Below are 26,238 nucleotides of genomic sequence, written 5' to 3'. Positions count from 1 at the left end.
AGAATCGAGGCAACATGGAACACATCGTAGGTATAGCAGATATGAAAGTCAGCAACCGGAGCGGTGATACCATTGTGACATACTCGCTTGGTTCATGCGTCGGGCTTGCAATATATGATCCCCAGGCCGGAGTCGGAGGGATACTTCACTATATACTTCCGAACTCCGCCATTGATGAAATAAAGGCAAAAAGCAATCCATTCATGTTCGCTGATACCGGCATCCCGGAGCTGTTTAAACAAGTATATGCACTGGGTGCTGAAAAATCCAGAATTAAAGTCTTTGTTGCAGGGGGAGCTGAAATTATGGAACAGGAAGGAATTTTCAATATCGGCAGACAAAACTATTCAGCACTGATGCAGATATTGACCCAAAATAATCTTTCCATCTGGAAACAGGCTGTTGGGGGGTATTCAAACCGGGCAATAAAAATGGAGATAGCCTCCGGAAAGATTTATTTGAAAACATCCGGATTAGGAGAGGTGCAGTTATGAGCAACCTGCAAATAGTGATCAAGGAAATAAAAAATTTAAAACCTATTCCTGCCGTGGTCAACTCCCTTTTGGAAATCATAGATGACCCCAATTCATCCATGAAAGACATTACTAAAATCATCCAGTACGATCCTGCCATTACCGCAAATATCCTTCGAACTGCCAATTCCGCATATTTTGGTTTGAAACGCCCCGCTGAAACCATCCAGGAAGCCGCCATGATGCTGGGTACAAACCATGTTGTGGACCTGGTAATGCTCAAGCTATGCAGCCAGGCAGTCAAAGGCACCCAGAAAGGGTATGATTTGCACGAAGGCGCGTTATGGAAATATTCCGTATCGTCGGCCCTCATTGCAAAACAGGTGGCTGTCCAATTGGATCTGCCGAATAAAAACAGCATATTCACCGCATCACTTCTCAAGGATATCGGCAAAACCGTTCTGGATAAATTCATCCAGGATGCCTTTGAAAAAATCTCCAATCTGGTAATTAATGAAAACTTCAGTTTTATGGAGGCTGAAAAACAGATTATCGGCGTGGACCATGCCGAGCTTGGCGCAATGATTGCCAAAATATGGAAGTTCTCCCCCAGAATGGTCGGAATCATCCGTAACCATCATCTTAGCAGCGAGACCATGGTCAGGGACAAGGATCTCGCTGTGGTCTATCTATCCGACTGTATATGCATGATGATGGGCATGGGGGTGGGGGCGGACGGACTTGCGTATCGGTTCCATCGGCAGGCCATGGACCATATTGGTATTTCAGCCGAAGATACATTGAAAATTATCGCAGACTTCGCCTGCCGGATGGAGGAAGTAGAAATGCTGTTAAAGGTTGCCTGAACCTTTAATCTCAAGTCACTTTCGCACCTCAATGCCCTGTTCGGCAAGATGCTGTTTCACTGACTGGATGGGCACTTCTTCCCGGTGAAAGATACCTGCGGCCAATGCCGCTTCAGCCTTTGTACATTTAAACACTTCGGAAAAATGCGCCTCACACCCGGCACCGGAAGAGGCAATCACCGGGATAGTGACATTGCTGCGCACGGCATTGATCAGGTCCAGATCAAACCCGGATTTTGTTCCATCCTTATCTATGCAGTTGAGCAGGATTTCACCGGCCCCCAACGCTTCACAGGCCTTTGCCAGGGCCACGGCATCAATATCCATGGCTTTCCGGCCTCCGCTCACCGTACACTGGTACCAGCAATATACTTCACCGTTAGGGCCTTTTTCCCCGGATGTCACCTTGACCACATGGTGCTTGGGTGCATCTTCCGGGGAAGCGACCCATGCCCTTTTGGGATCAACGGAAATCACCACGGCCTGGGCCCCGTAAACCCTTGAAATCTCTTCAATGGCTGATCTCTTTGTTTTTTGCCCGGATTCAAGGTATGCCATGGCAATATACACCGCATCAGATCCAATGGAAACCTTATCCGCACCGGCCCTGAAATACCGGGACGCAACATCCAGGGACGAATAGTGCCGGCCCCGGGCATCTGTGAATTCCCGGATACCCCCGCCAATGGTCAGGGGCACAAACACCTGCTTTGAGGTTTCTTCCAGGACCTTTAGCATGGGCATATCTTCCAGGGGAAAATCCCTGAATCCTGTTATATTTAAAAAGGTGATCTCGTCAGCGCCCTGCTCGTAATATTTTTTGGCCAAAGCCACGGGTTTGCCAAGATTTCTAACACTGCCCGCTTCCCTGACATCATACTGATCCCCTTTGGTGACCACTAAATCCCCAGTGTCGTTGGACCGGACATCCAGGCAGGCAATCACCCGTTTTGACAGGCCTTTAGCCGGTATGTCAGCAGGCCCCCGGGCTTTAAGGCTATCTGAGTGGATGAAATTATCAAGTAGCTTCATGCCGGCAGCCCCGCTTTTTTCCGGATGGAACTGGGTGCCGATAATATTGCCCTGCTGCACAGCCGAGGCATAAGGGTAATCATAGGTGGTGGTGGTCAGGATAACGTCCGGATTTTCGGGCACGACATGGTAGGAATGGACAAAATAAAATTTTGTATCCGGTTCCACCCCGTCAAGAAAAGGGGAGTCCTGTTTGATGTGGATTCCGTTCCACCCGATGTGGGGCACGGACAGTTCAGTTCTGAAACGTTTCACCCGGCCTTTAAAAAATCCAATGCTCTCGTTGGGGACCAGTTCTTCCTCACTGCCCTCAAACAGGGCCTGCATACCCACGCAGATGCCCAGAAACGGCCGGTCAGCGTTGAGATATTCCCGCAGAGGCGCGACAAACCCACGCGCATGAAGGATTTCAAGCATGGCCCCATAATTGCCGACACCAGGGAAAATAAGCCTTTCTGCTGCCAGGATATCTTCAGGTTTCTCAACCATTTTAATGCTGCCGCCCATTTTTTCCACAGCATTGATCAGGCTGCGGACATTACCCGCCCCATAGTCTAATACGGTAATTTTCATAATTTTATTCCAGACGCTGTTGTTATATAAATCATAGCTTGTTAGGTTTTCACTTCCATCCGGCCTTGGGTTGTTTTTTAGTTCACCAATTTTTTCTAACCGTTTAACAAGATGCTGTTTAGGTATTTTCTTAAAATTCTCATTTCTTTTCTTTATGTAGATTTCATTTTAGAAATATCCAACCGAAACAATAAAAAACTTCTGGCAAAAATTAAACAAAATAGTCCGTTAATGCCAAGCCAAAAACTGTCGAGGAAACCACCAGGAATCCATCGTACATCTGCCTGGTCGAATAAATCCCAGATTAGATGAGAACCTAGGCCGACGCCAAAACCCACAACAATCAAGGTCAGGAATACCGATTTGAAAGGTCTGGCAACAAATAAAATTAAAAAGAACAATAATCCACTGTGAAAAATTGGATTTCGATGTTGCCCAATTCCTAGCAATGTAATATCCAGATCTGAAAAAATTGTTCCGAAATAACATGGAATAAGTGAAATAAAAAACATAAATATTAATCTGATTTTTGAACGAACTGAGTTTGAGAAAGTCAATACAAACCCCATTAAAGAGAGAATTCCAACCAAGCTATGTGCTGCTCGATATGAACTTTTCTGATCAAAAAAATTCAAGACAAAAAAATTAATTGTAATTGCTATGGCTAAAAATAGTCCAAGTATCAGAAATGCTTGTTTCGTTTTTTTAATAGCGTCTATAGTCATTGCATTCTCTTTTAAAGAAATAACGGCGCGCTGAGCAGAACTGTTCTGCCGGCGTTTTGTGGTGTGCCGGGCACGGCACATCTTATTAAAAGTGAGTCAAATGTATAAAATTCAAATACATTTGGCAAGTCTTAGATCCAGCCGGATGGAGGCGGGGAGTGTGGGAGGGCTCCTCAGTGATGGGGAGTCCTATCCCGATTATGTTCTTTACCTTTCAAGATTGCTGAGCTTATCGCTTTTGGAACATTGCGCTTAAATCAGCATTACAACACCGCACCACAAAACTTGCAGTGGCGGGCATCGGCATCGTGACCTTCAGCGCTGCACTCCGGGCAGACCTGGGTGGAAACTTTACGGCCGAAAGCCCGCGACATTTCCACGGTCACAATACCAGTAGGCACGGCGATGATGGCATAGCCGAGAATCATCACCATCGACGCCAGCGTCTGGCCAAGGACAGTTTGAGGCGAAATATCACCATATCCGACCGTAGTGAGGGTAACGATTGCCCAGTAGATGCTGCGTGGAATGCTGGTGAAGCCATTGCCTCCGCCCTCAATGACATACATCAGTGAGCCGAAGATGACCACCAGGGTCATTACCGTGTAGATAAAGACGGCAATCTTGTGACTACTCGCCCGCAGCGCCTTCATAAGGAGTCGCGCCTCCCCGAGATAGGGGACCAGCTTCAGGATACGGAAGATGCGCAGGATGCGCAGAATTCGGATGACCAGCAGGTACTGGCTTCCCGGCAGGAATAGGCTAACGTAGGTCGGGATGATCGCCAGCAAATCGACTACTCCATAAAAACTGCCCGCGTATTTGAGTGGCCGGCCGACACACATAAGTCGCAAAAGGTATTCGACAGTGAAGATAATCGTAAATACCCACTCGATCGCATAGAGCAAGCTGCCGTAATGTGACTGCACGGCAGCGATACTGTCAAGCATCACCGCTATAACACTGGCCAAAATGCTGACAATGAGCAATACGTCGAATCCTTTCCCCAACCGGGTGTCGGCCTCGAAAATCACTTCATGCAAAACGGTTCGCCAGTGGGCCCTCGGAGGCGTTACCTCGTGGCCAGCATCCTTCGGCCATTTCATGGCTCTACTCCTGATGGTGTTGGGCGGAATCAGGGGATCCGCCTAATTTAAAAAACAAGTGGTGTGGGAGGCGCCTCAGTGATGGGGAGTCCTATCCCGATTCTGTCATTCATAATGTGTCCACATGCGGAGAACTTTAACAATTTTATCAGCATTTATAACTTGGTATACGATTCTATGTTGAATATTTAATCTTCTTGAATATGCACCAGATAAATCACCTACAAGTTTTTCATAAGAAGGGGGTGTTTGGTATGGGTTTTCCTTTAAAATATCAATGACTTCCTCTGCTTTTGACTTTAACCCCGATGTTGATAGTTTCTTTGCATCCTTCTGAGCTTGTTTGGCATAGACAACTTTCCAAATCACCAGTCAAGATCCTCACTGCAATCTTCTACTGGAGTTGACATTCCATCTTGTATGGATTCACGCATTCCAGGGATGTTAAGTAAAAACATTGTCTCTTGAATTGATTTCCAGTCTTCTTCAGAAAGAAGGACCGCATTCCCTCTCTTTCCTGTGATGATAATTGGCTCATGGGATGATGATGTCTGATCAATAAGCCTGTAGAGATTTGAACGGGCTTCTGTTACCGATAATATTCTCATATATACCTCCTTGTATCTTAAACCAACATAACTGTACGGCATGCCGTACGCTTTGTCAAGGTGGTAGTTTTGAGACAGAGCGCGGTGCTGACCGGCGCTGTGACCCCCAAGATTACTAATCCGGTGACACCTTACCTATTTTCCTTCGACCTGGCTTCTTTGGCCTGAGCCGTCTGTCTAAAATAGTCTCCAATTGCTTTACAAAAGTCGTTTTTCCCAAGGGTCGGCCGTTACGTTCATGCTTTCTGAACAATTCGATTTCAGATTCCTTAATATCCGAAGATAAAAAATCATCCCAAGATTTATTAACAATCTCAAGCAAGGGTCTTGTTTTGACAAGAACGTCATCCTTTTCATTCATATGCGCCCCGGCGCTACTCCATTTCCAATCCTCAGGACGTTTTACAAGACCGGCACGGACCGGGTTATACTCGATATACCGCGTGCATGCCGGCAAGTAACTTTCTTCCATGATAAAGGATGCAAACCGCCCCTACCATAAATGACCGCGCCAATCTTCCCTGAAATTGATCATTCTGGTATATCGCCGGTGTGCTTCCCCAACGGCCAGATTTAATCCATCCTTGATTTCATCATGCAGATCCCTGTGAATCTACTGATTTTAGACATGGTCATGGCCCCTCTCCATTTCGGGACTTGAGACCTACAAACGGATCAAAAAAATCCGACCGTCCCAGAAAGCCATTCTTGCAAGTGGACATTCGGAATCAGAAGATGTATTAAAAACCCTGTCTATAGTAGCAGGAGCCTTTGTTAAAAAACCCTATACCATACTGGATATGGGCATTGCCGTAAAAGAGGAACTTAACAGATGATGGATATTTTAAAAACAAAAGCGGATATGCAGGCCTGGTCTGCTGCAAAAAAAAGAGAGGGAAAGACCATCAGTTTTGTACCCACCATGGGATACCTTCACAAAGGACATGTTTCGCTGCTTGAAATAGGCAAGCCTTTGAGTGATGAGCTGGTCCTGAGCATTTTTGTCAATCCCACCCAGTTTGCCCCCAATGAAGACCTGGACGCCTATCCCAGCAATATTCGCAATGACCTGGATCTGGCACAGCAGGCAGGCGTAACAGCTGTTTTCCTTCCGGATAAAAACGAAATGTACGGGCCAAACTACCAGACCCGCGTCTCTCTGGACCATCTTCCCCAGTACCTGTGCGGCCGGTCCCGCCCTGTCCATTTCGGGGGAGTGGCCACGGTGGTGACCAAACTGTTCAACATTGTCATGCCTGATGTGGCGGTTTTCGGAAAAAAAGACTTCCAGCAGCTTGCCATCATCAGACAGATGGTGAAGGATCTGGATTTCAATATCCAGATCATCGGCGGGGAGATCATCAGGGAAGAAGACGGGTTGGCCATGAGCTCCAGAAATGCCTATCTTACGCCGGAGCAGCGTACTTCCGCGGTCTGCCTTTCCAAAGCCATCAGCCTTTTAAAACAAAGGGTTGCCAAGGGCATCCGGTCTGTTCCGGATCTTGTCAGGGAGATGGAAGCCTTTATACTCTCATTTGAGCACACCCGGATTGATTACATTGAATTGTGCAATCCCCGGACCCTTGAGCCGGTGGAAACCGTCCAGGCAGAAACCCTTGTGGCCCTCGCCGTACAGGTGGGAAAATCAAGGCTGATTGACAATGCCCTGATTGAAGCGCCCTGATCTTTTTTACACTGGCGGTTTCACCACGACAATCACCCGGCACTCCTTTAAAAAGATGTGGCGCTCGGTCTCCCTGTCCAGGGTTTTGGCGTCTGCCATGCTCATCACAATGGCGCCGATTTTGTCCCCGGTTTTTCTTAATGCCTTGATCACCAGGGGATTTGAACCGATTCTGGCAGACGCAAGGGCCTGGTCCATGTCGCACAGATAGGCGCAGACCCCGTTTTGAACGGCAAATTCCCGACTTATAAAAACAGAGGAATAGATTTCCCTGCCCTGTTCACTGACAATGGTGGGATAAAGTAAGGGCTCAAAATTTAACGTTCTTGCATCCACAATCAGTCCGGTATATGGCTTGGCACCGGCTGAAGGCGTCTTGTCAACCGGTTCAGCCGACCCCTGCTTCAGTTCGCTGATCTTGGGAATCTCCCGGATGTGGTCCGGAAGCACCAGTTGAAGAAATCGGCCATAGGATGTGGCCTCCACCCAAACTTCCACATCCAGGGCAGATGTATACAGTTGACGGCAAACCCGCGCATCCTGGGCAACCTTCTCAATCCCGGCAAGAATGGCATCATGGGTTGATGCGTATTCCCCAACCGTGAGATCCCCTGAAATTTTGATCTGCTTGAGAATGGCAATTAGGTTCCGGGTGGCACAAGCTCTGGCAGACCCAGGCATGGCCACAGCCTTGCCTTCGGCATTGATTTCGGGGGAGGCATGGCCTGTGGCCGTGAAAAGGCCGGTTGTCCAGTCTATGTGCCCGTTTTCAAGGGATTGAAGACAATTGGGCAAGGCTTTTGCCGTAAACATTGTCATGCCCAAAACAAAGCTCCCTAAAATAAGTATTTGATGGGGTTTCATCCGTTAAGCTCACTTGCCTGATGGGGAGATTTTCTGGAAAATGAAGCAAGAAAATGGTGTTCAAGCAAATCAGCAATTGATTTTATATCCTCTAACCCAAAACAGTTTTTTTTTTCGGGCCGGATATCCGTATCTGTCACAAAAGCAACAAGATTAGGGTCTTCAAGACATAAAGGTGCTTCATGGGGGCTATTTTTCCTGAACACCTCAATTTTGGGAAGAGACAATGTCTTGAATCCTTCAGCAAGAATAAGATCCGTATCACCCAGATAGTGAAAAAATTTCTCTTCGTCCGGACGGGTATCCTCTTTTACCAGGGCCACCTTTGTATCCGTCACAAGAAGTGAGGCAACAGCACCGGCATTTTTATGCCGCCAGCTGTCCTTTCCCTTTTTGTCAAAATTTAAATTATGATGGGTATGTTTCACAGATCCCACACGAAACCCGCGTGCGCTGAGCTCTCTGATCAACTTTTCCATCAACGTGGTTTTTCCTGAGTTGGATTTGCCGACAATTAAAACAACCCGAGGCGTTTTTTTACTGTTCATATACACAGCCTTGAATGTTTTTTATTCTTGAACCATGGATTAAATACGGCTAAGGTATAAGATGCACATGTAAAAAAGTCAAGAAAAGGAGGATATTATGGATTTATCTTATATTTGCGTTAATCATAATTGCTCGTTCCCGGGGGCAAATCCCTTTGAAGTGACATTCAAATCAGAATCCATCATGGATGAAAATAATGTTGCAAGCCTGTTCTGCCCTTTTTGTCGAAGTGAACTCATGCTGGTACGGGTTCCGGATGTATTCCCGGAAAAATTACCAAAGGACAACACAATATAGCACAGTTGAATCAAACCGAATGTGTTTGGGCTCGGCCTGAAAACCAATGACTCTCTACCCTGCGTGGGACGCCGAACCTGGAGGACGATGACGAAAGCCGTGCATAGGCCACGCCAACCCAGAACCGGAAAATATTCGATGCGTTACTCACCGTCTATCAACGATAGCCCATGCTGTCTGGCCTTCCTTGCGTTCATCCTGCTTCTTGCCGTGGCAGCTTGTTCGACGGGACAACCGGAGATGAATAAGGCGGGCGGCGAATTTGACGCGGTGAAGACTGCCGCCCCCTCCGTCAGCAAAGTCGACAAACTGCAAGGTCGTTGGCGATCCCGAAGCGATACCTGCGCAACCATCGAGATCAAGGGGAACATCTTCTTGTCGCTATACAACGAGGAGATCGTGAGCAATGGGGTCTTGACGTTTGTAAACAATTGCCAAGAGCGTTTTCACGACCCTCAGGGTGAGTTCTTCATCGTTTCCAACGAGGCTGATGCTCTTTGTTACCATCTCACCGTGGTCGGGGACACCTTTCTATAGTACGTATACATCCCTCGCGGTACGACCTTGTCCTACGAACGGATCGAATAGCGGGTCTGTCCTGCATGCCACAGGCGTTGATTGTGGGCGGTTTTCGGCTGCATCCGCAAGGGGTTTCATCTGGGCACACACAAGATAAATTAACACTGTTTCAATAAGAGGGTTAAATATCGAAATAAAATACTGGGGAGAGCCCTTAACACAAATTTTAAAGTCAGAGGAAAAACTCATAACTATTTAAATAGAACAGGTATGATCAGCCGGGTTTTGTCAGATCTATGCTGATGGCGTAAGCGCCACCGTCAAGTTTGGCGGTCAGCGGGTATTCGCCTTTTTCAAACACCTTGAGCATGGCCCGGTTGGAGGAGAGAACATCTGCGGTGATTTTCACGGCCCCGCGCTCCTTTGCCAAACGGGTAAGCATCTTCAAGAGAAAGGAGGCAATGCCAAAACCCTGGTAGGCCTCGTCCACAACAAAGGCCATATCCATGAACGGCTTGTCCGGATGCTTGGCAATACGTGCCTCGGCAATGATGGTCTGGTTGCCGGGTTCACCCACAAGGCCCACCACGGACAGCACCTCTCTGTAATCCACATTCACATAGGCCTGCATTTTGGCATGGGGCATGGCTTTGATGGGTGAAAAGTAACGGTAGTAAATGGCGTTATCGGAAAATCGGTAAAACAGCCTGCGCATCTGCTCTTCATCCGACGGCTTGATGGCCCTGAACCGAACCTGCAGATCATCTTTGAACGTATGGATGGTTTCGATCTCCTTGGGATAAAAATGGGCCGAATCGGCAATGAACATCTGGTCCGGGTAAAGCAGGTTCTCTTTTTTGCCGCCTTCCACTAGCTCTGTGCGGTCTTCGGGATGGGCGATCTCAATCAGGGCCTGGGCCCGTTCCCGCAGGCTTCTGCCCCTGATGTGGGCCACCCCGTATTCCGTGACCACAAGGTCAATGCATTCCGGAAAACTGAGCTGGTCCGGGGTATCATCCAGAAACAGACGGATATTTGGCGCGCCATCCCTGTTCCGGCTGGGAAGGGCCACAAGATTATACCCGCCCTGGGAGAGTTCGGCACCGTTCAGTATGTCTGCAATCTGGCCCGGATCTGCGGAAATATTGGCAGATTTCGCGTAAAGAGCCACTCGGCCCGACAGGGCCACCCGCCGCACCGGCAGGACCATGACAAATTTTTTGTTACGCCCGATCTGCAACGGATTGAATATCTTGTCAATGCCCTGGAACTCCACCATGGGATTTTTGTCGAGCCACGCCATCAGTTTTTTGGAGCCCAGGGCATAGGTGGTCAAAGACCGGCCCAGGAACATGCCCTTTTCCCGGTTGGTAACCGCCCCGCTTTCAGCAAGTTCCATGAGCGCATCCGTGAAAAACGGCGTATGAATGCCCAGGTTTCTTTTCTTTGCCAGGTGCCGGGCCAGGGCCTCGTAAATGGGACCGTAGGTAAAGGCAATGCATGATCCGTCATCAATCACCGAGGCGGCATTTTCAGCGATTTTGTCAAACACCGGCGCCACGGGGTATCTTGGAAAATAAAGGGGTGGAACCCGGGCCTGGACCAGCATGTGAAATTCACTTATATGAACAAAGGTGTCCCCGAGGGTAAAGGGAGTGTGTTCATTGATCTCAGCCACAACAAAATCGGCCTGCTTCATCACCTGTCTGGCCACATCCACACCAAGACCAAAGCTGCAATAGCCGTTTTCATTGGGCGGGGTGATCTGGAGAAAAGCCACATCAATGGGTATCAGTCCTTCTTTCATGAGCAAAGGAATCTTGGAAAACCGGGCCGGAATCAGATCCACCCGGCCTGCGGTGATGGCCTGGGCCGACACCCACCCGGAAAAAAAGGTCTTCAGGCGGTACCTGTGGGATTCCAGTGCGTTATAGGATACGGCATCTCCGAAACTGAGCAACTGGATCAGGGTCAGGTCCTCCAGATTGCAGCCTTCGGCGCTCATCAGCGCATTCACAAGGGTTCTGGGTTCGGCGGTTCCCGTGCCGATAAAAATGTGCATGCCCGGCGCAATCCTGGACAACACTTTATCCGTGGAGACACAATGTGTTTTCCAGGCTGGTGTTTTTTTTCTGAACATGACGCAGGCTATTTTTTTAATTTTTTAATATTATCCCGTGCAAATTCAATGCTTGGGTCTATTGTTAAAGCCATTTCATAAAATTTGATTGCAAGCACCGGTTCTTTGAGTTCCCGGTAACAGGACCCCATATTGGCATAATTGATGGCCAGGCTTGGGTCCACATCCAGGGCTCTTTCAAAATAGGTAACAGCGGTTTTAAAATCCTTTTTCATAAAACAGCAGGCACCGGCGGTGTTCAGGATGTCAGGGCGCTGGGGATCGGCATTAAGGCCTATTTGACATGTCTCAAGGGCCGGGTCCAACAGTCCCAAATCTTTCTGGGCCGCAGCCATATGGGAACAGATATCAGGCAGATTGCGCCTGGCAGGCCCGCGCTCAAGGGCCGCCCGGAACTGTTTTATGGCATCTTCGCCCTCTTCCAGGGCGCTGAACATCAATCCTTTGTAGAAACTGGTGTAGTATTGCCCCGGGATGAGTGATTCCAGTTCATCCAGCTGGTCTATGGCCAATATGGGATGGGAATTTTCCGTGATCAGCCGGGCGGCAAACATGCCCACGCTGGCCTCGTCAGCCCGCTCCCTGAAATGGGCGCCCGGCATTATGGTGTAATAGGCCGGGATATCCAGGCCGGGATGGGTGGTGCAAATGGAGAGCAGATGAAAGCCTTTGTCCGCCAGAATCCGGATCAGGTTTTCCACTTCCACCTTCATGTTGTCCGCAGACAGGTCCGGCAGATCCGCGGCATCCACCATGGTTTCAGGATGGGTGATATAACGGGCCGCGTCTATATCCGTGAATTTCGGCAGACCGGATGCCACATAATTGGACCCGGAATTAAAGTCCCCGGCAAGCTGGGCCACTTCGGTCAGGGCCCGGCCCATGGCTTTTTCCGGGGACGGGGCCGTGCCTGCGGTCCATACGATCTCGCTTGTATCCGGAAAGGTGGCCGGGTCCCAGGCCAGCACCGCTATGGTGGGAATGCCCGTGTCAAGGGAGAGATCGCTTGCATAAATCCGGATACCCTGGGTTTCATATTTGGCAAGAAGTTCCCGGATAAGGGGATCTTTAAAAGAGTCCAGACGGATGCCGGGCACCTTTAATTTTTCCCGGGATACCCGGGAGCTGACGTGACGCTCCACAAGCTCACAAATGCCCTGGGTCAACGCTTCTTCCGTACAGTTGCCCGCACTTGGACCGTTGAATTCATTGATCATATAAAACCAGTTAAAGGGGATATTCACCTCTTTTTTATCGGTCAGATCATAACCTTTGGTCCATTGGAGGGGCAAAGAATCAAATATGGGTTTAACCTTTAATGCCTCGGCTTCATCGTCATGGACGGACTGGGTGATCAGGGCATAATCCAGGGCCTTTTCGCCAAGCTGCTCAGGCGTGGCATGGATAAAGTTTTTTTCATCTTCGGCAAAGGAAAAAAAGCTGAACCGTTCCACCAGTTCCATGACGGCACTGGCCTCGGACTGTTCCGGTGTTCCGCCTTTGCCCATCTGTTTATTGGTGCCGGTCACCCGTTTTGCATCCGCACCACACTCACTGTAAAACACCGGAATATCCAGGCGGCCGTTGTCGATGCGCCGGGTCCGGCTTAAAATGTCAAGGTCCAGGGCAGCGGCCTTTTCCCGGAACCGCCGGACAGTTTCTGAAGGAGAGATGATCTTATCCTGGTCAAAGGTATAATTTTTCGGGGCGTCTTGGAGTATAATTTCATAACCCATGGGGTTCAAAACCTTTCTACTTATAATTTATAGCTTTCAAAGTATTACTGCGCTGTAAAAAGGCTCCACCTTACCATGAATTGTTGCCGATTTCATCATGATAGCGCCTGTACGGATTTAAAAAAAAACAGGTGGAAAGCAAAACCGATTTTCATCTGCTTGAGTTGGGTAAATCTTTCTGGATGAGGCGATCATGATTCAAATCTATATTTTAAATCGGCCAACCATTTCATCGAGTCTGGCAGCAAGCTTGGAAAGTTCTTCAGCACTAAGTTTGACCTGGCCGCTTCTTTCAGCGATTTCTCCTGATGAGTCATTCACTCCCGTAATATCCTGAGCAATTTCTGCTGAGACCGCTGAACTCTGATTCACATTTGAGTTAACTTCTTCAATACCGCTGGAGGCTTGAGCAATATTCTGGGCAATTTCACGTGTCGCTGAAGACTGTTCTTCGACCGCCGTAGCAATTGTAGAAACGATATCGTTTACATCAGCAATGACCGCTGAAATTTCTTCAATGCTGCTCAGAGAGATTGCAGAACTTTGCTGTATATCTTCAATCCTTTTTTTGATATCCAAAGACGCCTCGGATGTCTGCTTTGCAAGATCTTTAATCTCACTTGCAACAACTGCGAATCCTTTTCCTGCCTCTCCTGCTCTTGCCGCTTCAATGGTTGCATTTAAAGAGAGAAGATTCACCTGTTCGGATATATCGGTAATCGTCTCCACCACTTTACCAATGGCGTTGGCAGAGTTGCTTAATTCGTTTATGATGGTTGTGGACTCATCTGCTTTAGACACGGCATTCAAGGTTATGCTTCGTGCTTTTTCTGCACTCCCGGCTATTTCGTTTATGGTTGAGTTCATCTCTTCTGCTGCACTGGCAACGGTATTCAGGTTAATACTGGATTCTTCCATTGCCGCTGCCACGGAACTCATGTTAGAGTTCATTTCCTCTGCCGCTGCGGCAACAGCATTTGCACGCTGGGATGTTTGATCTGCGCTGTTTGACATATCATCAGCAATTGAGGCCATCTCTGTTGATGATGATGAAAGGGTTTCTACATCCTGTTTTATATCTGTTATCATTTGGTGCAGCCTTTCAATAAATTTATTAAAACTTTCTGATAACAGACCGACTTCATCCTTGGTTGAGACTGGCAGGCGGATCGTCAAATCACCTTCTCCTTCTGCAATATCTTTAAGGCCGCCTGCTGTATTATTTATTGGTTTTACGATTGCCTTGACTACAACAACAGATACAGCTATCAGAACTAATAAAACGGCAACAAACAATATGGTAGATGCCTTCATCATTGACGAAACAGTGTCTTTAGATTCTATCGCCAGCCGATTAACCTTTTCAGCCTCTTCCTGTGCTAACGAAATATAACTTTGCGACAGCTCATCACTTTGAGTCCCTATGACGTCGATCACATCACGGGTTTCACTGAACTTATCCAAAGAAGCGATTTCAATTTTGTTCAGTTTGTCGCGGTTCTCCTTTAAAGTACGGCTAAGCTTTATGGCTTCACGACTGGCAGTTTTCCAGGTTTCATAAAACCCTTTAAACTCAGTATATTTATCCATCATTGCTTGATCATATTCAGCAGAAGCTTTCCCCATCCGTTGGCCAACCTGTTCAATGTTTTCAGCATTATCAGAGTCATAAGAAGCAAGGATTTTCAAATCCTGCGCAAACGTTGCCCGTATTCTTGCCTCCATAGCCTGATAGGCATCACGATCTGCATTGACCACAAAATTAACAGCTGTTGCGTATCTCAGACTATTCTCGGAGGAAGCGGCTATTTTAGCTTCAAACATTTCTGTGATCTCATTCATCAATGCCCGCATTGACGAAAATGATTTTTCGGCAGTTCCTATAATTTCCTTCCGGGTACCATAGGTTTCACTGTATTCATGGCACAGAGCAATCGTTTCCCGACTTAATGCCTGCCATTCGGGAAACAATTTTTGGAATTCATTATAGGTGTTAAGCATTTCTTGGCTAAAGGTTGCTGAAGCGCTCTTGATCCGGTCATGAACCTGCTGGATATTTTCCAGATTACTTGCATCTGCTTTGTTTATAGCCTCGGCATCATGTGTCCCTTTTGCCTCTAATTGGGCGACATATGCCTGATAAGCATCCCTGTCTGCGTTTAAAGTAAGAGAAACGTTTTTACCGGAGTTTTGTAATTGGGAAATGAGGGCATTCACTTTTCCAAAAGCAGTCACAATCTTCTCTGAACTATCAGCCACTGATGATATAACCCAGGCAGCGCCTCCACCAATAATCAACATTGTTAAAATTGACAAGGCCACCAGCATTCCTATTTTTAATTTAATTCCCATTGGTCCCCTCCAATTTTTGTTTTCCTTGTTTTTGATTTCGATAGGACGGTCTTGATCACCACAAAATTTTGCATAAAGGTATAATTTATACCTCATGAAAGTTTTTGGAGTCAATACAATTTAAATACGTTTACCCTGAATGGCTGCGCCAGCTGATTCATCTTCAAGTTAGCCAGCTTCTGGGCCTCGATAGCTGTCTGCTTTTCCTTTATCCGCTCTTTTGCAGCGATATTCTCACTTAACTTGTGCTTGAGACCGGCAATGATGTCGCGCAGTTGTTTCAGGACCTCCTGGTGTTCCTTGAATTGGGGCTCGAGCTCTTCCAGCGACTTGTCGGTGATCTTTCGGGCCATCTCGGTGGTCAAGCGCATTTCCCGATCCTTCTGCCTGGCTTTGAGATCTGTTTGACGCTCATCCAGATCCTTGGCCCTGGCCGTCAGCACCGCCCGATATTCAGAGGGCAATACGGCCGCCAAAAACTGTTCTTCATCTGAAAAACCAACGGGCGCGAGCGCTGCGGAGAATTCAGTTTCAAGACCTCTCCGTTCCGGCTCTCGCAGGTCGATACGTTTCTTCAGAGATTCGACATGGGCCTTTGCGGTATTCGATTTTTGCTGAAGTTCATTGTGCCGTTCTCTGACCTGTTTTTCGGCAGCTTCGGCATCAGAAACCGCCTTGTTTAAACGGCGCTCCTCATCGTCGGGATTCTTGTCGCCGTATAGTGCGTTACGCGCTTTACTTCCGGCGGCGAGTTCCTTTTTCAAGGTATCCAGACGCTCCAGCTTTTCGGCCAGGGCGGTGCTTTGGGTTTCAATAACCGCATCCAGGCGATTCACCTCACTGTCGATGTCGGCAATCTGTTTCTCGATGTCCGCCTTTTTCTTGACCTGGGTCTGCCACGCCTTCAGCCGCGCCTTGAGGGATTGGATCAGTGATGAAATGTCCGTTTCAGGGATCTCCGCAATACCAAGGGGCAGGAGTTTGGTAGAGACGGCCTGCATGCGTTCGGCAAAATCGGCACGGAGTTTCACCAGGCCGTCCTTCACCTCGGCCAGGGCGTTCTCAGCGGCCTTCTTATCATTAGCCGCTGCTGACTCCAGCTTTTCAGCCTTCGTCAGATTTTTACGGGCCAGAGTTTCAGCTTCTTCGCGTTGCTTGATGGCGGATTCCTGGTCCTCGGCTTTGCTGATCAGCCTGGTCAGGGCGTCGATCTTCTGTTCGGTTTCATCGGGGATGGGTACATTCCCTTCCGCAAAGGGGTGTTCGGTTGCGCCGCAAAGAGGACAGGGCTTGCCGTCTTCCAGTTTTGCCCGGTGATCTTCAAGCTCCGCAATTTTGGTCAGGAAGGCCATTTCACGCAGCAGGGTGTCCTTCTCGGTGCGGTATTCCCGCAACAAGCGGTCTCCCAGCAACTGCCTCAAACCATCCTTGCCCTCCTGAAGCTGTTTTGAGGCGTCCTCCAGCTCCTGCTTCCGAATGCCGGATTGCTTCTGACAGTGTTCGAGTGACTTTGTGGCCAGTTCCCGAGCTGTCGTGGACGCTTCTTGATCCGCCTCTTTTTGGACGATTTCTTTTTGCTTGGAGATCAGGCCGCCGAACTGTTCTTCAACGCCGGCCAGACCGCTGATCAGCCATTCATCCTGTGCATGCGCCTTGATGTAGCGGTCCACAAGCGCCAGCGTCTCCTGAGCTCTGGATCGTTTTTTCTGCGCTTCGATCAAGGCTTTTTTGTCTGCATCAATCTTTGCCGCATCCCTCTCAGAGACCGCATCTCCTTCGGAAACAGCCTTTTTCTGATCGGCAAGTTTCTGATCAAGGAAGCGAACCTTCTGCAATGCAGGCGCTGCCGATTTCAGATCTTCTTTAGTCCGAGCGGTTTGTTGCTCAGCCGATTTCAGTGCCTCGGCCTCTTGCCTGGCAAAGGATTCCAGTCCGGGAAGAGCCTCTTCCTCCGCTTTCAAGCCAGCTCTGTCATGCGCCTGCTGTTTGCGGATGGCGGTGAGCGTTGCGTATGCGCCGTCCAGTGAGGCGGCACTCAAAGCCCGGCCCAGCTTTTCACGATCCGGTTTGAAGGCCTCGATATCGCCCTGCAGCTTGCTCGCTTCATCGGCCAGATTGATGATTTCCGTCTTCAGCCCGTCGATGGTGGTGAGCCAGGCAATGGCCTTCCCGGTCTCAGCGGATTTGGCGGCAAGGTCTGTCTCTTCCTTCTGCTTTGTCTCGAGTGCCTGCCCAATCTCTTGTTCCTGCTCCGGCTCAAGAATCACGATACCTGCTGTTTCAGCCTGGAGCTGGTTCAATTTTTCCCGCTCCCCGCGCCGGCGCTCATGGACACGGATGGATATCCGGCTGTAGATCTCTGTGCCCGTTATCTGCTCCAGGATCGGAGCCCGATCATCCGGTGCCGCCTGAAGAAACGCGGCGAAGCCGCCCTGGGCCAGCAACATGGATCGGGTGAAACGATCAAAGTCCATGCCGGTAGCTGACTCGATCTGGTCGGCTACACCTCTGATCTTGGATTCAAAGATCTCCCCGGAATCGGCATTGGCAATTTCGTGTTTCGGGGCCTGGAGTTCGCCATTCGGCTTCTTGCGTGCCCGGTGTTGGCTCCAGTGACAGCGGTAACGCCCAGACTGAGTTTCGAAGGTCACCTCGGCAAAGCATTCCCCGGTCTGGCGGGACATGATTTCGTTTCCGCTCTTGGTGACCTTGTTCAGGCGAGGCGTCCGCCCATAAAGGGAGAGGCAAATAGCATCAAGGATCGTGGTCTTCCCCGCGCCGGTGGGGCCGGTGATGGCGAAGATGCCGTCAGACGCGAAGGCCGGGTGCATCAGGTCGATTTGCCATTCGCCGACCAGTGAGTTCAGATTCTTGAAGCGTACCTGCAGTATTCTCATCGACAGCCTCTCTATTCGGCCTGCACATCGTCTTCATAGAGAGACGAGACCGTTTCCTGGTAGGCCCGAAGCAGCTCCGGCCGCTGCTCTTCAGGCACCTCATGAACGGCAAGGCATCGTTCGAACACGTCGTTCACATTCAGGTCGTCGAGTGTTTCCTCTGCATGGATTTGTCCCAGCACGCGGTCGATGATGCGGTTGTTCTTTATCCGGAGGATTTGCATCCGGGTGCCTGAAATTGCAGCCTCCAGGCGCTCACGCAGGTCGCCAATGACCTCAATGCCGTCATAAATGACTTCAAGCCAGGCCCCTGATCGATTTGGGTCGTCCGTTGCCGATAATTCAAGGATGCGGGATGAGATGCCGTCCCAGTCTCCCTTGACGCGCTCAAGCCTTTGAAACACCGGCACGTCGATCAGTTGTACGGATGCAGCTGTGCTGTGACCCTCTATCTGATCAAAGGCAACCAGGCAAACGCTCTTCTGCTGTTTTGCCTCTCCAAACCCCATGGGCAATGGAGAGCCGCTGTACCGTATGATTTCGGAGCCGTTCACCTTTTGCGGGACGTGGAGGTGCCCCAGCGCCAGATAGTTGAAGCAGGCAGGAAAAATCCCGGCTGTCACATGGGCCAGGGAGCCCACATAGAGTTCGCGCACGCCATCACCATCGACGGTTTGTCCGCCAGCGGTGAACAGATGTCCCGTGCCAATGATGGGAATATCGGCCCCGAGTTCCTCGCGCTTCTGTTCAGCCAAGGCAGCGACGGCGGCGTAATGGGTGCGGATGCCGTCAATCAATTTCCGCTCCTTCTCCTCGACGCTCTCCCCCGCTTCCGCCACGCGGATATCCCTGTCTCGGAGATAGGGCACGGCACAGACAATCAATTCCGGAGCGTCCTGCTCATTACGGAGTACCAGCACTTCGTCTTCCGCGGATTCCGTGCTGCTACCGACCACGTGGACATCCAGGGCTTTGAGCAGCTCCCTGGGAGCATTCAGAAAGGAGGGCGAATCGTGGTTGCCCGCGACAACGACAACATGCCGACAGGATGAGGCGGCCACCTGGCACAGGAACCGGTAATAGAGCTCCTGGGCGCGATTGCTTGGAGCGCTGGTGTCAAAGACATCACCCGCCACCAGAAGGGCATCAATTTCATTTTGCTGAATCGTTTCAGCCAGCCAGGTCAGAAAGGCCTCGAATTCCTCGTAGCGTTTTCTGCCGTAAAGAGTGCGGCCGATGTGCCAGTCGGATGTATGAAGGATTTTCATGGAGCCCCCTCGGTTGTCACAGCCTTTCCTTCGAGGTGTTCTTTGTTCTCTCCAACACTATTGAGCAAAGCCAAATACTGATCCCTATCTTCTTTCAGCCTTGCAATGATTTGTCGCGCTGCGGTCTGCATCTCTGGCACTTCAATAGGTGTTGCCCCACGCTCGAAAACACCACACAAATGCGAATATTCGTTATTGATTCTGTCCGTTAAAACGGCAGGTATCTTTTCCTCGCCGAAGAAAAGGCGTAGAGTTTCCTCCATCATACCTTGGTCTGGGTACTTGTAATAGAGGTAAACCTCGAAAAACTTTCTAGCGTTGTTTCCGAAGTTGTAGAAAGTTGTGTAGTTGGTGTCGTCAATAAAGTCGATTGCTGCGCACTTGTGTATTTGATGGAAAAGATAATTGAATTCGGTTACGTATTCTTTCAAATAATGTGGCATTACTCCGATGGTGGATGTTTTATCTTGCCGGGTAATTATAAAATAGCCTTTTTGATAGTCCTTCTTCTTGCCATCTACGTCGATAAATTTTCCGCTCAGTCTCTTTAAATATTTTAAAAAATCAAGATTGTGTGTTGATACAAACAACTGTTCGAATCTTCCGCTGGAAACAACCTCAGTGCTTAGCAAGCTGTAAACGAAAAAGATATGATTCCCATCGAGCGATGAGATCGGATCGTCAATCCAGATGATCGGCTTTGAATCCTTGGTATCAATATCGTCAAGTTTTGCCAGAAAATAGCAAAATGCCAGCAAGCTGCATTCGCCTTCACTCAGGTGGTAAGCCTTCTTGCCGTCCCGAATGATTTCAAACCTGATACGCTTGGATTCCTCCCCAACAACTTTATCTTTCTTGGCCTCTATCGTGAGAAACTGGTGCCCGAAGAAGTTGTTCAAATATTCATTGACCTTCCTTGCGCCCTTTTCCTCGTCGTTCAGTTCGCGCTTTTTGGCTGTAATCAGCTCTTGTTTATGACGGAGGTCTGCTTCAATGCGTTTCTTTTCTTGCTCGGCTTTATTGAGCTTGTCCTTGAGGTCTTCAATGGCAGCAAACTGATTTTGGTATTGGATGGTGACGAGATAGTCTGATACTTCCTTGAGCCGTAACGCCTTTTTTGCTTTTGGATGCTCCGTACTTAACGAGTTTGAAAACTCATCGGATTCGTTCCGAATCTTATTATATGAACCCCATACGGCAACCAGGTCGCCAGAGTCATCTTCGGGTTTTTCAAATGACTTTGGGTTGAGGATGTCATCTTTCCTGCAGGAGTGTCTTTTCAGAGATCAATTTTTCACATTGTGCCAGATGCTCATCGGTTGGCAGTTGATAGTTTACGTTTTGAACTATTCCAATATCAGTTTTAAGTTTTTGAATATTGTAATTTTGGTCTCCAAAACGCTCCGGGTTATACTTAATGCCGATTTTCCTGTCGGTCGCCTTGTCGCCTAATTGTTTATCTAGGTCATCGGTGGCTGTTTTATGATTACCTCTAACGACATCGAAATCTGAGATCGCTTTTTTCTTCTCGGCATATAAACCTGTCTCTTTTCCCTCCTGCTTTGAGCCAATCTCACCTTCAAGCGCTTCTATTTCCTTCTCGATTTTGTTGTTGTCGTCTCCAAGAATGGCGAACGGTTCGATGCTGTCGTCAGGATCCGAGATGAATCGCAGATTATCCCGAACAAAATCTTCGTTGAAAACTCGAACAACTCGACCATGTCCAGCCAAGAAATTATGGGTAACATTAGTTCCATCTTTAAAGCTCATCTGAAATTCAGCAGATGTATATTTATTTGAAAGAAATCCGGTCTCAAGAGCTCTCCATATTCGTGAAACGGTTGTTTTGCCAGAATAGTTGCGACCATATAATATATTAATTTTTTTAAATTCAGCGACATTCTTGTCTTTATCCTTCACGGAGGATGCCTAATGAAAATCCTGAAAGACTGCCAAATTTTTCATAGAATCAATTCTTTTAATTCCGCTGCTCATTTCACCATCCCCCTCAGCCGGGCAAACAGCTTGTCAATATATCTGTCCCGGTCATTGGTCATGAACAGCACGTGCATATCCTCGAGCTCGTCCTGTGTGTTATCCCATTTCAGTTGCGGGTATCGCGTCCAGGAAAGGATGAAGCTGTTGAGGATCACGGTCGGGTCTTTCAACCGTTGCTCGACATCCTTGATCCGCTTGTGGAACAGAACCTTCTCGCTGGCGGGGCCTTCGTACAAAAGACCGTGCGGCTCGATGAAGGTGACATACTGTTTTCCGCCAACCAGCATCCACAGGCGGCTGCGAAGTTGTTCGGCGCTTGGCATGTTATGGGTTCTCCTGATTCAGTTGCTTTAAAATGGCGTTGCCTTTGGCGGTAAGACGGTATTTCTGCAGTCGGCTGCTGGGCTTGTCCGGAAGCGTATATTCAATTTGCTGTTGTTTCAGCAAATCCTGCAAGGTGCGCTTGAATGCGCCCGTTTTTGACTGCAATCCAAGCTTTTCCGCTAAAATATTGGCTGAAATCTCATTCTCCACAGCGAGTATTTTCAACACTTCAATCGACTGGGCCCCTGACTGGGCCCCTGACTGGGCCCCTGACTGGGCCCCTGACTGGGGCGATGTTAGAAAGACGCCAGGTTTTCGTCGGATAGTTGTCACCCACTCGCCCGCATCAAGATGGATGATCGGCTCCGGAAGCCCGGCTTGCCGGCAACGCTGAATCATGTCTCGGATGCCGGTTCCCATGCGTTCGATGTTTTTGGTCAGATAGAGCGGCTCGGCAATCAGCGGGTTGGCCGGGACGGAATGGTGCGGCTGTTTGAGCTTTTCCAGCGTCAGGCCGGGCGGCATGCTACCCGGATTCCAGATCTCCAGCCGGTCCTTGAACAGCATCACCTGGACGCTGGCGTTGCTGGTGTAGTCGCGGTGGCAAATCGCGTTGACGATGGCCTCGGACACCACCTCCTGCGGGATTTCGTAAGCCGTAGGCACCTGTACGCCTTGGGAGCGGTCACCCGTCCAGAGATCGACTTTTGAGAGCACAAAATCCTTGGCCTGTTGAATAAGTTCGAAGAGCGTTCCCTTGTAGACCTGATACGAGGGAATAGGCTTTTCCACCTCGAAGCCGTGAAAATGGGCGCACCTGACCTCGGAGGTGATTAGAAAGCGTTGTGGTTTTTTACCAAAAAGCAGGACGGCGGCATGAGTAGGCCGCCCCTTGTCGAGCAGATTCAGGTGGGACAGCACATCCTCAGGCGGCGTGTCCTCGGGCAGGGGGAAGCTGCGTCCACGCCGGGCCAACAACAGAAACCGAGAAATGCCTTCCAGATCCAGATCCTCCAGCGTGGCGTTGCGACAGAAGGAGGCATCGAAGGGGGTAAAGCGGATCAGTTCCTGCTCTTCCAGAAGCTTGACAAGACTGGCATAGACGGCGGAGAGCAATTCTTCGGGAGAGTTGACGCGGCGGCGGATCAGTTCGGAACTGGCCTCGCCGATCAGCGCCTTCATTTTCGGATGCCGCCTGGAATCGTCGGTTCCTTTGACATAGATCAGGCGCGTCTTGCCCAGTCCGGTCGCCTGGCGGAATTCGCGATGGGTCGGTGAGAGCCCTTCGCCATCCTCCCAACCGTATTCATCCTGGTGAGGATTCAGGTCTACACATGCATCAAATAGCGCACGGCCAAGGCGGTCGACACCGGTGCCGCCGACCCGGCTCAATTCATGCGCGTAGTAGATTGCATGGTAGTCCGTAATCATTCTTCCGAATCCTTTTTATTGCGATCAGCCGCACCGCCAGCTTTTACCCACCCGTCGACTTCGTCTTTCTTATATTTAGGCAGGAGTCGATTGTCAAACGCTTTAGCCCGGATGCAGCAGCATGCGGATGAATATTTCACGCAGGTAATCCCGCTCAAACGCAGATCAATTCCATGAATTTAAGATTGGCCCGGGGGAAAGGAAACCGGTGAAGCTCGTCTACACGGACCCATTTATGGTCAATGGGACCATTGAGAGTCACCCGGCCCGAGAGATAATCGCAGAAGAATACATCCATTTCTATTTTAAAATGGGTGTATGCATGAAAAACCCGGGTTAAAAATTGCAGATTTCCGGTCTCAACACCGGTTTCTTCCCGGATCTCACGGATGCACGCCTGTTCAGGGGACTCTTTGGGTTCCACCTTGCCGCCGGGAAATTCCCATAATCCGCCCAAAAGCCCGTCCAGTTTTCTTCGGGTGATCAGGACTTTTCCGTTTTTCCTGACAATGCCGGCGGCAATATGAACCGTGGGCACCTTTTTTTTCTCCGTGCGCCTGGGGAAAAGAGCTGTTGCCTGCTGTTCGCAGGCGCAACATTCCCGGACCAGGGGGCATGCGTCGCAATCCGGACGTCTAGGGGTACAGACCAGGGCGCCAAGCTCCATGATCGCCTGGTTGTATGTGCCGGGATCTTTTTCATACAACAAACTTGCGGCAATGGCCTTGTATGCGTTATGGGCAGCGCTGTGATTTACAGGCGTGTCAACGCACAAAAGCCTTGCCAGGACCCGCTTGACATTTCCGTCCACCACGGCATGGGGCTTTGACCCGGCAATGGAGAGCACAGCCGAAGCAATATAATCCCCCACACCCGGAAGATTCTTAAACCCCTTATAATCATCCGGAATAATGCCACCCATATCACGGACCACAATACCGGCAGCCTTGTGAAGGTTTCTTGCTCTGGCATAATACCCAAGGCCCTCCCAGGCCTTAAGCACGGTTTCAAGGTCTGCGGCAGCAAGGTCTTTAAGATCAGGCCAGGTTGCCATGAACTTGTGATAATAGGGGATCACGGTTTTAACCTGGGTCTGCTGAAGCATCACCTCGGAGACCCATACCCGGTACACGGGGATATCCCCGCGCCAGGGAAGCTGCCGGCAATTGGCCCGATACCAGGCCATTAAGGCGGTTTGAACTATTTTACTTTGCCTGTTTTCCAGTTTCGCACCAAGTTAATAAATGTTCTGGTGGCGGTTCCCGAAGGCCCTTTGGGAATATACGCCTTTTTAGTAAAATCCCATGCCGTGCCTGCAATGTCCAGATGCGCCCAGGGGGTTTTGCCCACAAAATTTGACAGATACGCGGCCGCAGTTATGGTGCCGGCCGGTTTCCCCCCGGTGTTTTTAATGTCCGCCACCTTGGATTCAATCTGTTTTTCATAATTTTTATTCAAGGGCAGTCGCCAGACAGGTTCCCCGGCCAGATTCCCGGCCGCCTCAACCGCTTTGACCAGGGCGTCATTGTTGGACACAAGCCCGGTATAATGATGGCCAAGGCCGATGATGACCGCGCCCGTCAGGGTCGCTGCGTCAAGTACACAGGTGGGCTCAAAAGTTTCAATGCCCCAGGCCAGGGCGTCGGCCAGGATAAGGCGGCCTTCGGCATCGGTGTTGATCACCTCACTGGTTACCCCGTTGTAGTGGGTGATAATGTCTCCGGGGTGAATGGCCCTGGACCCGGGCATATTATCCGTGGCAGGAACGATGGCCACAACCCCCACATCGGGCTTATCCAGGGCCACGGCCTGCATGGCGCACATCACCGCCGCACCGCCGCACATATCGTATTTCATCTCCTGCATACCCTCAGACGGCTTGATGCTGATGCCCCCGGAATCAAAGGTCAACCCCTTGCCCACAAGGAGAATGGTTTCCGTTCTGTTTTCCGGCAAATATTCAAGGACCACCATGCGTGCCGGTACATAGGACCCCTGGTTGACGGCAAGAATCCCCCCCATGCCCATCTGTTCCATCTCCTTTTTTTCCAGACACCGGTAACCCAGTCCGGTCTGTGCGGCAAGCTGTTTGGCATATACCGCAAAATCGGCAGAAGTCCAGTGATTGCCCGGCTCATTGGCCATATCCCGTGCCGTACAGGCGGCAAAGGCTGAATTTTTTGCCTTTTCAATACCCTGGCATACGATATCAGGATCATCTTTGCATACAAATTCTATGGCACCAAGGCCGGGATAATCGGTTTTCTTTTTGGTGCTTTCCTTATATTTTTCAAACCGGTAATCTCCAAGGATAATGCCTTCGGCCAGGGCACCCGCAGAGAGTTCCGGATCACTTATGGCCGGGGAGAGATGCTTTGAAGTCGGCAGACAGACAGCCACATCCTTAGCCTTCACCGATGCACACACCTTGGCAACTTCTCCCCCGGCCTCCCGCAGCATGTCCAGGGCAGCCCCTGTCTCCTTTTCCTTATTCACAGGGCCTGTACCTAAGACCAGAACCCGGAGGGCAGAGATGTTTGACCCGGGCGGCGGGTAAAACAATATCTGTTCTGCAGCCTTGCCGGAAAAATCCTTCAACTCAAACGCCTTTTTAACCTGGGGCTCTACAGCGGCATCGCATGCAGGCATTTTGCCCTTTGCCTCCACGGCAAAATAAACCAGAAGATCGGTTTTAATTGTTTCAGCAGCTTTGGTGGTGGTGGTGATACGGTCTTTTTTCATGGGGACATCTCCGGTTTTTTTTAAAAATTCAAAATCCATTGAAATTTACCATAA

25 protein-coding genes are annotated in these 26,238 nt (G+C 49.6%); 5 read left to right on the top strand and 20 right to left on the bottom strand.

Annotated features, from left to right (window positions below; all coding sequences use genetic code 11):
- The first annotated feature begins 14 nt into the window (after window positions 1-14).
- Entirely contained in the window at window positions 15-494 is a 480-nt protein-coding gene (locus DESPODRAFT_RS02040) for a chemotaxis protein CheD (protein ID WP_004070992.1), read from the top strand.
- Window positions 491-1,339, top strand: coding sequence for an HDOD domain-containing protein (locus DESPODRAFT_RS02035; protein WP_004070990.1), 849 nt, complete (start codon window positions 491-493; stop codon window positions 1,337-1,339). The genes DESPODRAFT_RS02040 and DESPODRAFT_RS02035 overlap by 4 nt, the downstream gene beginning before the upstream one ends.
- Window positions 1,340-1,354: 15 nt before the next feature.
- Here the strand turns inward: DESPODRAFT_RS02035 and DESPODRAFT_RS02030 are convergent, their stop codons facing one another.
- The 6 genes from DESPODRAFT_RS02030 to DESPODRAFT_RS02005 all read right to left on the bottom strand — a co-directional run bounded on the left by DESPODRAFT_RS02030 (window position 1,355) and on the right by DESPODRAFT_RS02005 (window position 5,855).
- Entirely contained in the window at window positions 1,355-2,944 is a 1,590-nt protein-coding gene (locus DESPODRAFT_RS02030; RefSeq protein WP_004070988.1) for an imidazole glycerol phosphate synthase HisHF, read from the bottom strand.
- A gap of 152 nt (window positions 2,945-3,096) precedes the next feature.
- A complete protein-coding gene (locus tag DESPODRAFT_RS02025; protein WP_157488390.1) occupies window positions 3,097-3,669 on the bottom strand; it encodes a hypothetical protein in 573 nt (190 codons plus the stop codon).
- Between the two features lie 263 nt (window positions 3,670-3,932).
- Entirely contained in the window at window positions 3,933-4,775 is an 843-nt protein-coding gene (locus DESPODRAFT_RS02020) for an ion transporter (protein WP_004070979.1), read from the bottom strand.
- Window positions 4,776-4,880: 105 nt separating this feature from the next.
- Complete coding sequence (locus DESPODRAFT_RS02015) at window positions 4,881-5,144, bottom strand: Txe/YoeB family addiction module toxin (protein WP_004070971.1); 264 nt, start codon at window positions 5,142-5,144, stop codon at window positions 4,881-4,883.
- On the bottom strand, window positions 5,141-5,383 hold the full coding sequence (locus DESPODRAFT_RS02010; RefSeq protein ID WP_004070970.1) for a type II toxin-antitoxin system Phd/YefM family antitoxin: 243 nt from the start codon (window positions 5,381-5,383) through the stop codon (window positions 5,141-5,143). The genes DESPODRAFT_RS02015 and DESPODRAFT_RS02010 overlap by 4 nt, the downstream gene beginning before the upstream one ends.
- A 115-nt stretch (window positions 5,384-5,498) precedes the next feature.
- Window positions 5,499-5,855 carry a hypothetical protein gene (locus tag DESPODRAFT_RS02005; RefSeq protein WP_245531992.1) on the bottom strand — a complete coding sequence of 119 codons (357 nt, stop codon included), beginning with the start codon at window positions 5,853-5,855 and terminating at the stop codon, window positions 5,499-5,501.
- A 363-nt stretch (window positions 5,856-6,218) separates the two neighbouring features.
- On the opposite strand from DESPODRAFT_RS02005, the gene panC reads away from it, so the two are divergent.
- Window positions 6,219-7,067, top strand: a complete 849-nt coding sequence (panC, locus tag DESPODRAFT_RS02000) for a pantoate--beta-alanine ligase (RefSeq protein ID WP_040016136.1) — start codon at window positions 6,219-6,221, stop codon at window positions 7,065-7,067.
- Window positions 7,068-7,073: 6 nt separating this feature from the next.
- Here panC and DESPODRAFT_RS01995 read toward each other — a convergent pair whose 3' ends face one another.
- Both DESPODRAFT_RS01995 and mobB read right to left on the bottom strand, forming a co-directional pair.
- On the bottom strand, window positions 7,074-7,886 hold the full coding sequence (locus DESPODRAFT_RS01995; RefSeq protein WP_245531991.1) for a TP0624 family protein: 813 nt from the start codon (window positions 7,884-7,886) through the stop codon (window positions 7,074-7,076).
- Window positions 7,887-7,927: 41 nt separating this feature from the next.
- Window positions 7,928-8,479: a molybdopterin-guanine dinucleotide biosynthesis protein B gene (gene mobB / locus DESPODRAFT_RS01990; protein WP_004070964.1), complete on the bottom strand. Its 552-nt coding sequence runs from the start codon at window positions 8,477-8,479 to the stop codon at window positions 7,928-7,930.
- A gap of 97 nt (window positions 8,480-8,576) precedes the next feature.
- Here mobB and DESPODRAFT_RS01985 point away from each other — a divergent pair, with 97 nt between their 5' ends.
- Both DESPODRAFT_RS01985 and DESPODRAFT_RS01980 read left to right on the top strand, forming a co-directional pair.
- On the top strand, window positions 8,577-8,777 hold the full coding sequence (locus tag DESPODRAFT_RS01985; protein ID WP_004070962.1) for a hypothetical protein: 201 nt from the start codon (window positions 8,577-8,579) through the stop codon (window positions 8,775-8,777).
- Window positions 8,778-8,864: 87 nt separating this feature from the next.
- Window positions 8,865-9,314, top strand: a complete 450-nt coding sequence (locus tag DESPODRAFT_RS01980; RefSeq protein WP_157488389.1) for a hypothetical protein — start codon at window positions 8,865-8,867, stop codon at window positions 9,312-9,314.
- Between the two features lie 256 nt (window positions 9,315-9,570).
- On the opposite strand, the gene DESPODRAFT_RS01975 is transcribed toward DESPODRAFT_RS01980, so the two are convergent.
- The 12 genes from DESPODRAFT_RS01975 to DESPODRAFT_RS01925 all read right to left on the bottom strand — a co-directional run bounded on the left by DESPODRAFT_RS01975 (window position 9,571) and on the right by DESPODRAFT_RS01925 (window position 26,184).
- The gene (locus DESPODRAFT_RS01975) at window positions 9,571-11,436 is read right to left on the bottom strand and encodes a bifunctional acetyl-CoA hydrolase/transferase family protein/GNAT family N-acetyltransferase (protein WP_004070959.1); all 1,866 of its coding nucleotides are present in this window, start codon (window positions 11,434-11,436) and stop codon (window positions 9,571-9,573) included.
- 8 nt (window positions 11,437-11,444) lie between these two features.
- Window positions 11,445-13,172, bottom strand: a complete 1,728-nt coding sequence (locus DESPODRAFT_RS01970; protein WP_004070957.1) for a YcaO-like family protein — start codon at window positions 13,170-13,172, stop codon at window positions 11,445-11,447.
- 204 nt (window positions 13,173-13,376) lie between these two features.
- A complete protein-coding gene (locus DESPODRAFT_RS18505; RefSeq protein ID WP_004070955.1) occupies window positions 13,377-15,524 on the bottom strand; it encodes a methyl-accepting chemotaxis protein in 2,148 nt (715 codons plus the stop codon).
- A 110-nt stretch (window positions 15,525-15,634) separates the two neighbouring features.
- The gene (locus tag DESPODRAFT_RS01960; RefSeq protein ID WP_004070953.1) at window positions 15,635-18,421 is read right to left on the bottom strand and encodes an AAA family ATPase; all 2,787 of its coding nucleotides are present in this window, start codon (window positions 18,419-18,421) and stop codon (window positions 15,635-15,637) included.
- An 11-nt stretch (window positions 18,422-18,432) separates the two neighbouring features.
- Complete coding sequence (locus tag DESPODRAFT_RS01955; protein WP_004070951.1) at window positions 18,433-19,689, bottom strand: exonuclease SbcCD subunit D C-terminal domain-containing protein; 1,257 nt, start codon at window positions 19,687-19,689, stop codon at window positions 18,433-18,435.
- Window positions 19,686-20,864, bottom strand: a complete 1,179-nt coding sequence (locus DESPODRAFT_RS20510; protein WP_245532056.1) for an AAA family ATPase — start codon at window positions 20,862-20,864, stop codon at window positions 19,686-19,688. Before DESPODRAFT_RS20510 ends, DESPODRAFT_RS01955 begins: the two co-directional genes overlap by 4 nt.
- Window positions 20,865-20,943: 79 nt before the next feature.
- Complete coding sequence (locus DESPODRAFT_RS20505; protein WP_216594033.1) at window positions 20,944-21,609, bottom strand: AAA family ATPase; 666 nt, start codon at window positions 21,607-21,609, stop codon at window positions 20,944-20,946.
- Window positions 21,610-21,680: 71 nt separating this feature from the next.
- Entirely contained in the window at window positions 21,681-22,010 is a 330-nt protein-coding gene (locus tag DESPODRAFT_RS01945; RefSeq protein ID WP_040015798.1) for a hypothetical protein, read from the bottom strand.
- A gap of 1 nt (window position 22,011) precedes the next feature.
- A complete protein-coding gene (locus tag DESPODRAFT_RS01940) occupies window positions 22,012-23,442 on the bottom strand; it encodes an ATP-binding protein (RefSeq protein ID WP_004070949.1) in 1,431 nt (476 codons plus the stop codon).
- The gene (locus DESPODRAFT_RS20840; protein ID WP_245531990.1) at window positions 23,439-23,582 is read right to left on the bottom strand and encodes a hypothetical protein; all 144 of its coding nucleotides are present in this window, start codon (window positions 23,580-23,582) and stop codon (window positions 23,439-23,441) included. Before DESPODRAFT_RS20840 ends, DESPODRAFT_RS01940 begins: the two co-directional genes overlap by 4 nt.
- A 14-nt stretch (window positions 23,583-23,596) precedes the next feature.
- Window positions 23,597-24,628 (bottom strand): A/G-specific adenine glycosylase, encoded by a 1,032-nt coding sequence (gene mutY, locus DESPODRAFT_RS01930; protein WP_004070948.1) that lies wholly within the window; start codon window positions 24,626-24,628, stop codon window positions 23,597-23,599.
- A 14-nt stretch (window positions 24,629-24,642) separates the two neighbouring features.
- Entirely contained in the window at window positions 24,643-26,184 is a 1,542-nt protein-coding gene (locus DESPODRAFT_RS01925; RefSeq protein WP_004070946.1) for a leucyl aminopeptidase, read from the bottom strand.
- Window positions 26,185-26,238 lie beyond the last annotated feature (54 nt).

Origin of the sequence: Desulfobacter postgatei 2ac9, from assembly GCF_000233695.2 — a bacterium.
In the GTDB taxonomy this organism is placed as follows: domain Bacteria; phylum Desulfobacterota; class Desulfobacteria; order Desulfobacterales; family Desulfobacteraceae; genus Desulfobacter; species Desulfobacter postgatei.
This window is presented reverse-complemented; position numbering and strand designations above follow the sequence as displayed.

Excerpts from the sequence above, each read along its gene's own strand:
- DESPODRAFT_RS02040 (WP_004070992.1), top strand. The coding sequence starts at position 15 with ATGGAACACATCGTAGGTATAGCAGATATGAAAGTCAGCAACCGGAGC.
- DESPODRAFT_RS02035 (WP_004070990.1), top strand. The coding sequence starts at position 491 with ATGAGCAACCTGCAAATAGTGATCAAGGAAATAAAAAATTTAAAACCT.
- DESPODRAFT_RS02030 (WP_004070988.1), bottom strand. The coding sequence starts at position 2,944 with ATGAAAATTACCGTATTAGACTATGGGGCGGGTAATGTCCGCAGCCTG.
- DESPODRAFT_RS02025 (WP_157488390.1), bottom strand. The coding sequence starts at position 3,669 with ATGACTATAGACGCTATTAAAAAAACGAAACAAGCATTTCTGATACTT.
- DESPODRAFT_RS02020 (WP_004070979.1), bottom strand. The coding sequence starts at position 4,775 with ATGAAATGGCCGAAGGATGCTGGCCACGAGGTAACGCCTCCGAGGGCC.
- DESPODRAFT_RS02010 (WP_004070970.1), bottom strand. The coding sequence starts at position 5,383 with ATGAGAATATTATCGGTAACAGAAGCCCGTTCAAATCTCTACAGGCTT.
- DESPODRAFT_RS02005 (WP_245531992.1), bottom strand. The coding sequence starts at position 5,855 with ATGGAAGAAAGTTACTTGCCGGCATGCACGCGGTATATCGAGTATAAC.
- panC (WP_040016136.1), top strand. The coding sequence starts at position 6,219 with ATGGATATTTTAAAAACAAAAGCGGATATGCAGGCCTGGTCTGCTGCA.
- DESPODRAFT_RS01995 (WP_245531991.1), bottom strand. The coding sequence starts at position 7,886 with ATGACAATGTTTACGGCAAAAGCCTTGCCCAATTGTCTTCAATCCCTT.
- mobB (WP_004070964.1), bottom strand. The coding sequence starts at position 8,479 with ATGAACAGTAAAAAAACGCCTCGGGTTGTTTTAATTGTCGGCAAATCC.
- DESPODRAFT_RS01985 (WP_004070962.1), top strand. The coding sequence starts at position 8,577 with ATGGATTTATCTTATATTTGCGTTAATCATAATTGCTCGTTCCCGGGG.
- DESPODRAFT_RS01980 (WP_157488389.1), top strand. The coding sequence starts at position 8,865 with ATGACGAAAGCCGTGCATAGGCCACGCCAACCCAGAACCGGAAAATAT.
- DESPODRAFT_RS01975 (WP_004070959.1), bottom strand. The coding sequence starts at position 11,436 with ATGTTCAGAAAAAAAACACCAGCCTGGAAAACACATTGTGTCTCCACG.
- DESPODRAFT_RS01970 (WP_004070957.1), bottom strand. The coding sequence starts at position 13,172 with ATGGGTTATGAAATTATACTCCAAGACGCCCCGAAAAATTATACCTTT.
- DESPODRAFT_RS18505 (WP_004070955.1), bottom strand. The coding sequence starts at position 15,524 with ATGGGAATTAAATTAAAAATAGGAATGCTGGTGGCCTTGTCAATTTTA.
- DESPODRAFT_RS01960 (WP_004070953.1), bottom strand. The coding sequence starts at position 18,421 with ATGAGAATACTGCAGGTACGCTTCAAGAATCTGAACTCACTGGTCGGC.
- DESPODRAFT_RS01955 (WP_004070951.1), bottom strand. The coding sequence starts at position 19,689 with ATGAAAATCCTTCATACATCCGACTGGCACATCGGCCGCACTCTTTAC.
- DESPODRAFT_RS01945 (WP_040015798.1), bottom strand. The coding sequence starts at position 22,010 with ATGCCAAGCGCCGAACAACTTCGCAGCCGCCTGTGGATGCTGGTTGGC.
- DESPODRAFT_RS01940 (WP_004070949.1), bottom strand. The coding sequence starts at position 23,442 with ATGATTACGGACTACCATGCAATCTACTACGCGCATGAATTGAGCCGG.
- mutY (WP_004070948.1), bottom strand. The coding sequence starts at position 24,628 with ATGGCCTGGTATCGGGCCAATTGCCGGCAGCTTCCCTGGCGCGGGGAT.
- DESPODRAFT_RS01925 (WP_004070946.1), bottom strand. The coding sequence starts at position 26,184 with ATGAAAAAAGACCGTATCACCACCACCACCAAAGCTGCTGAAACAATT.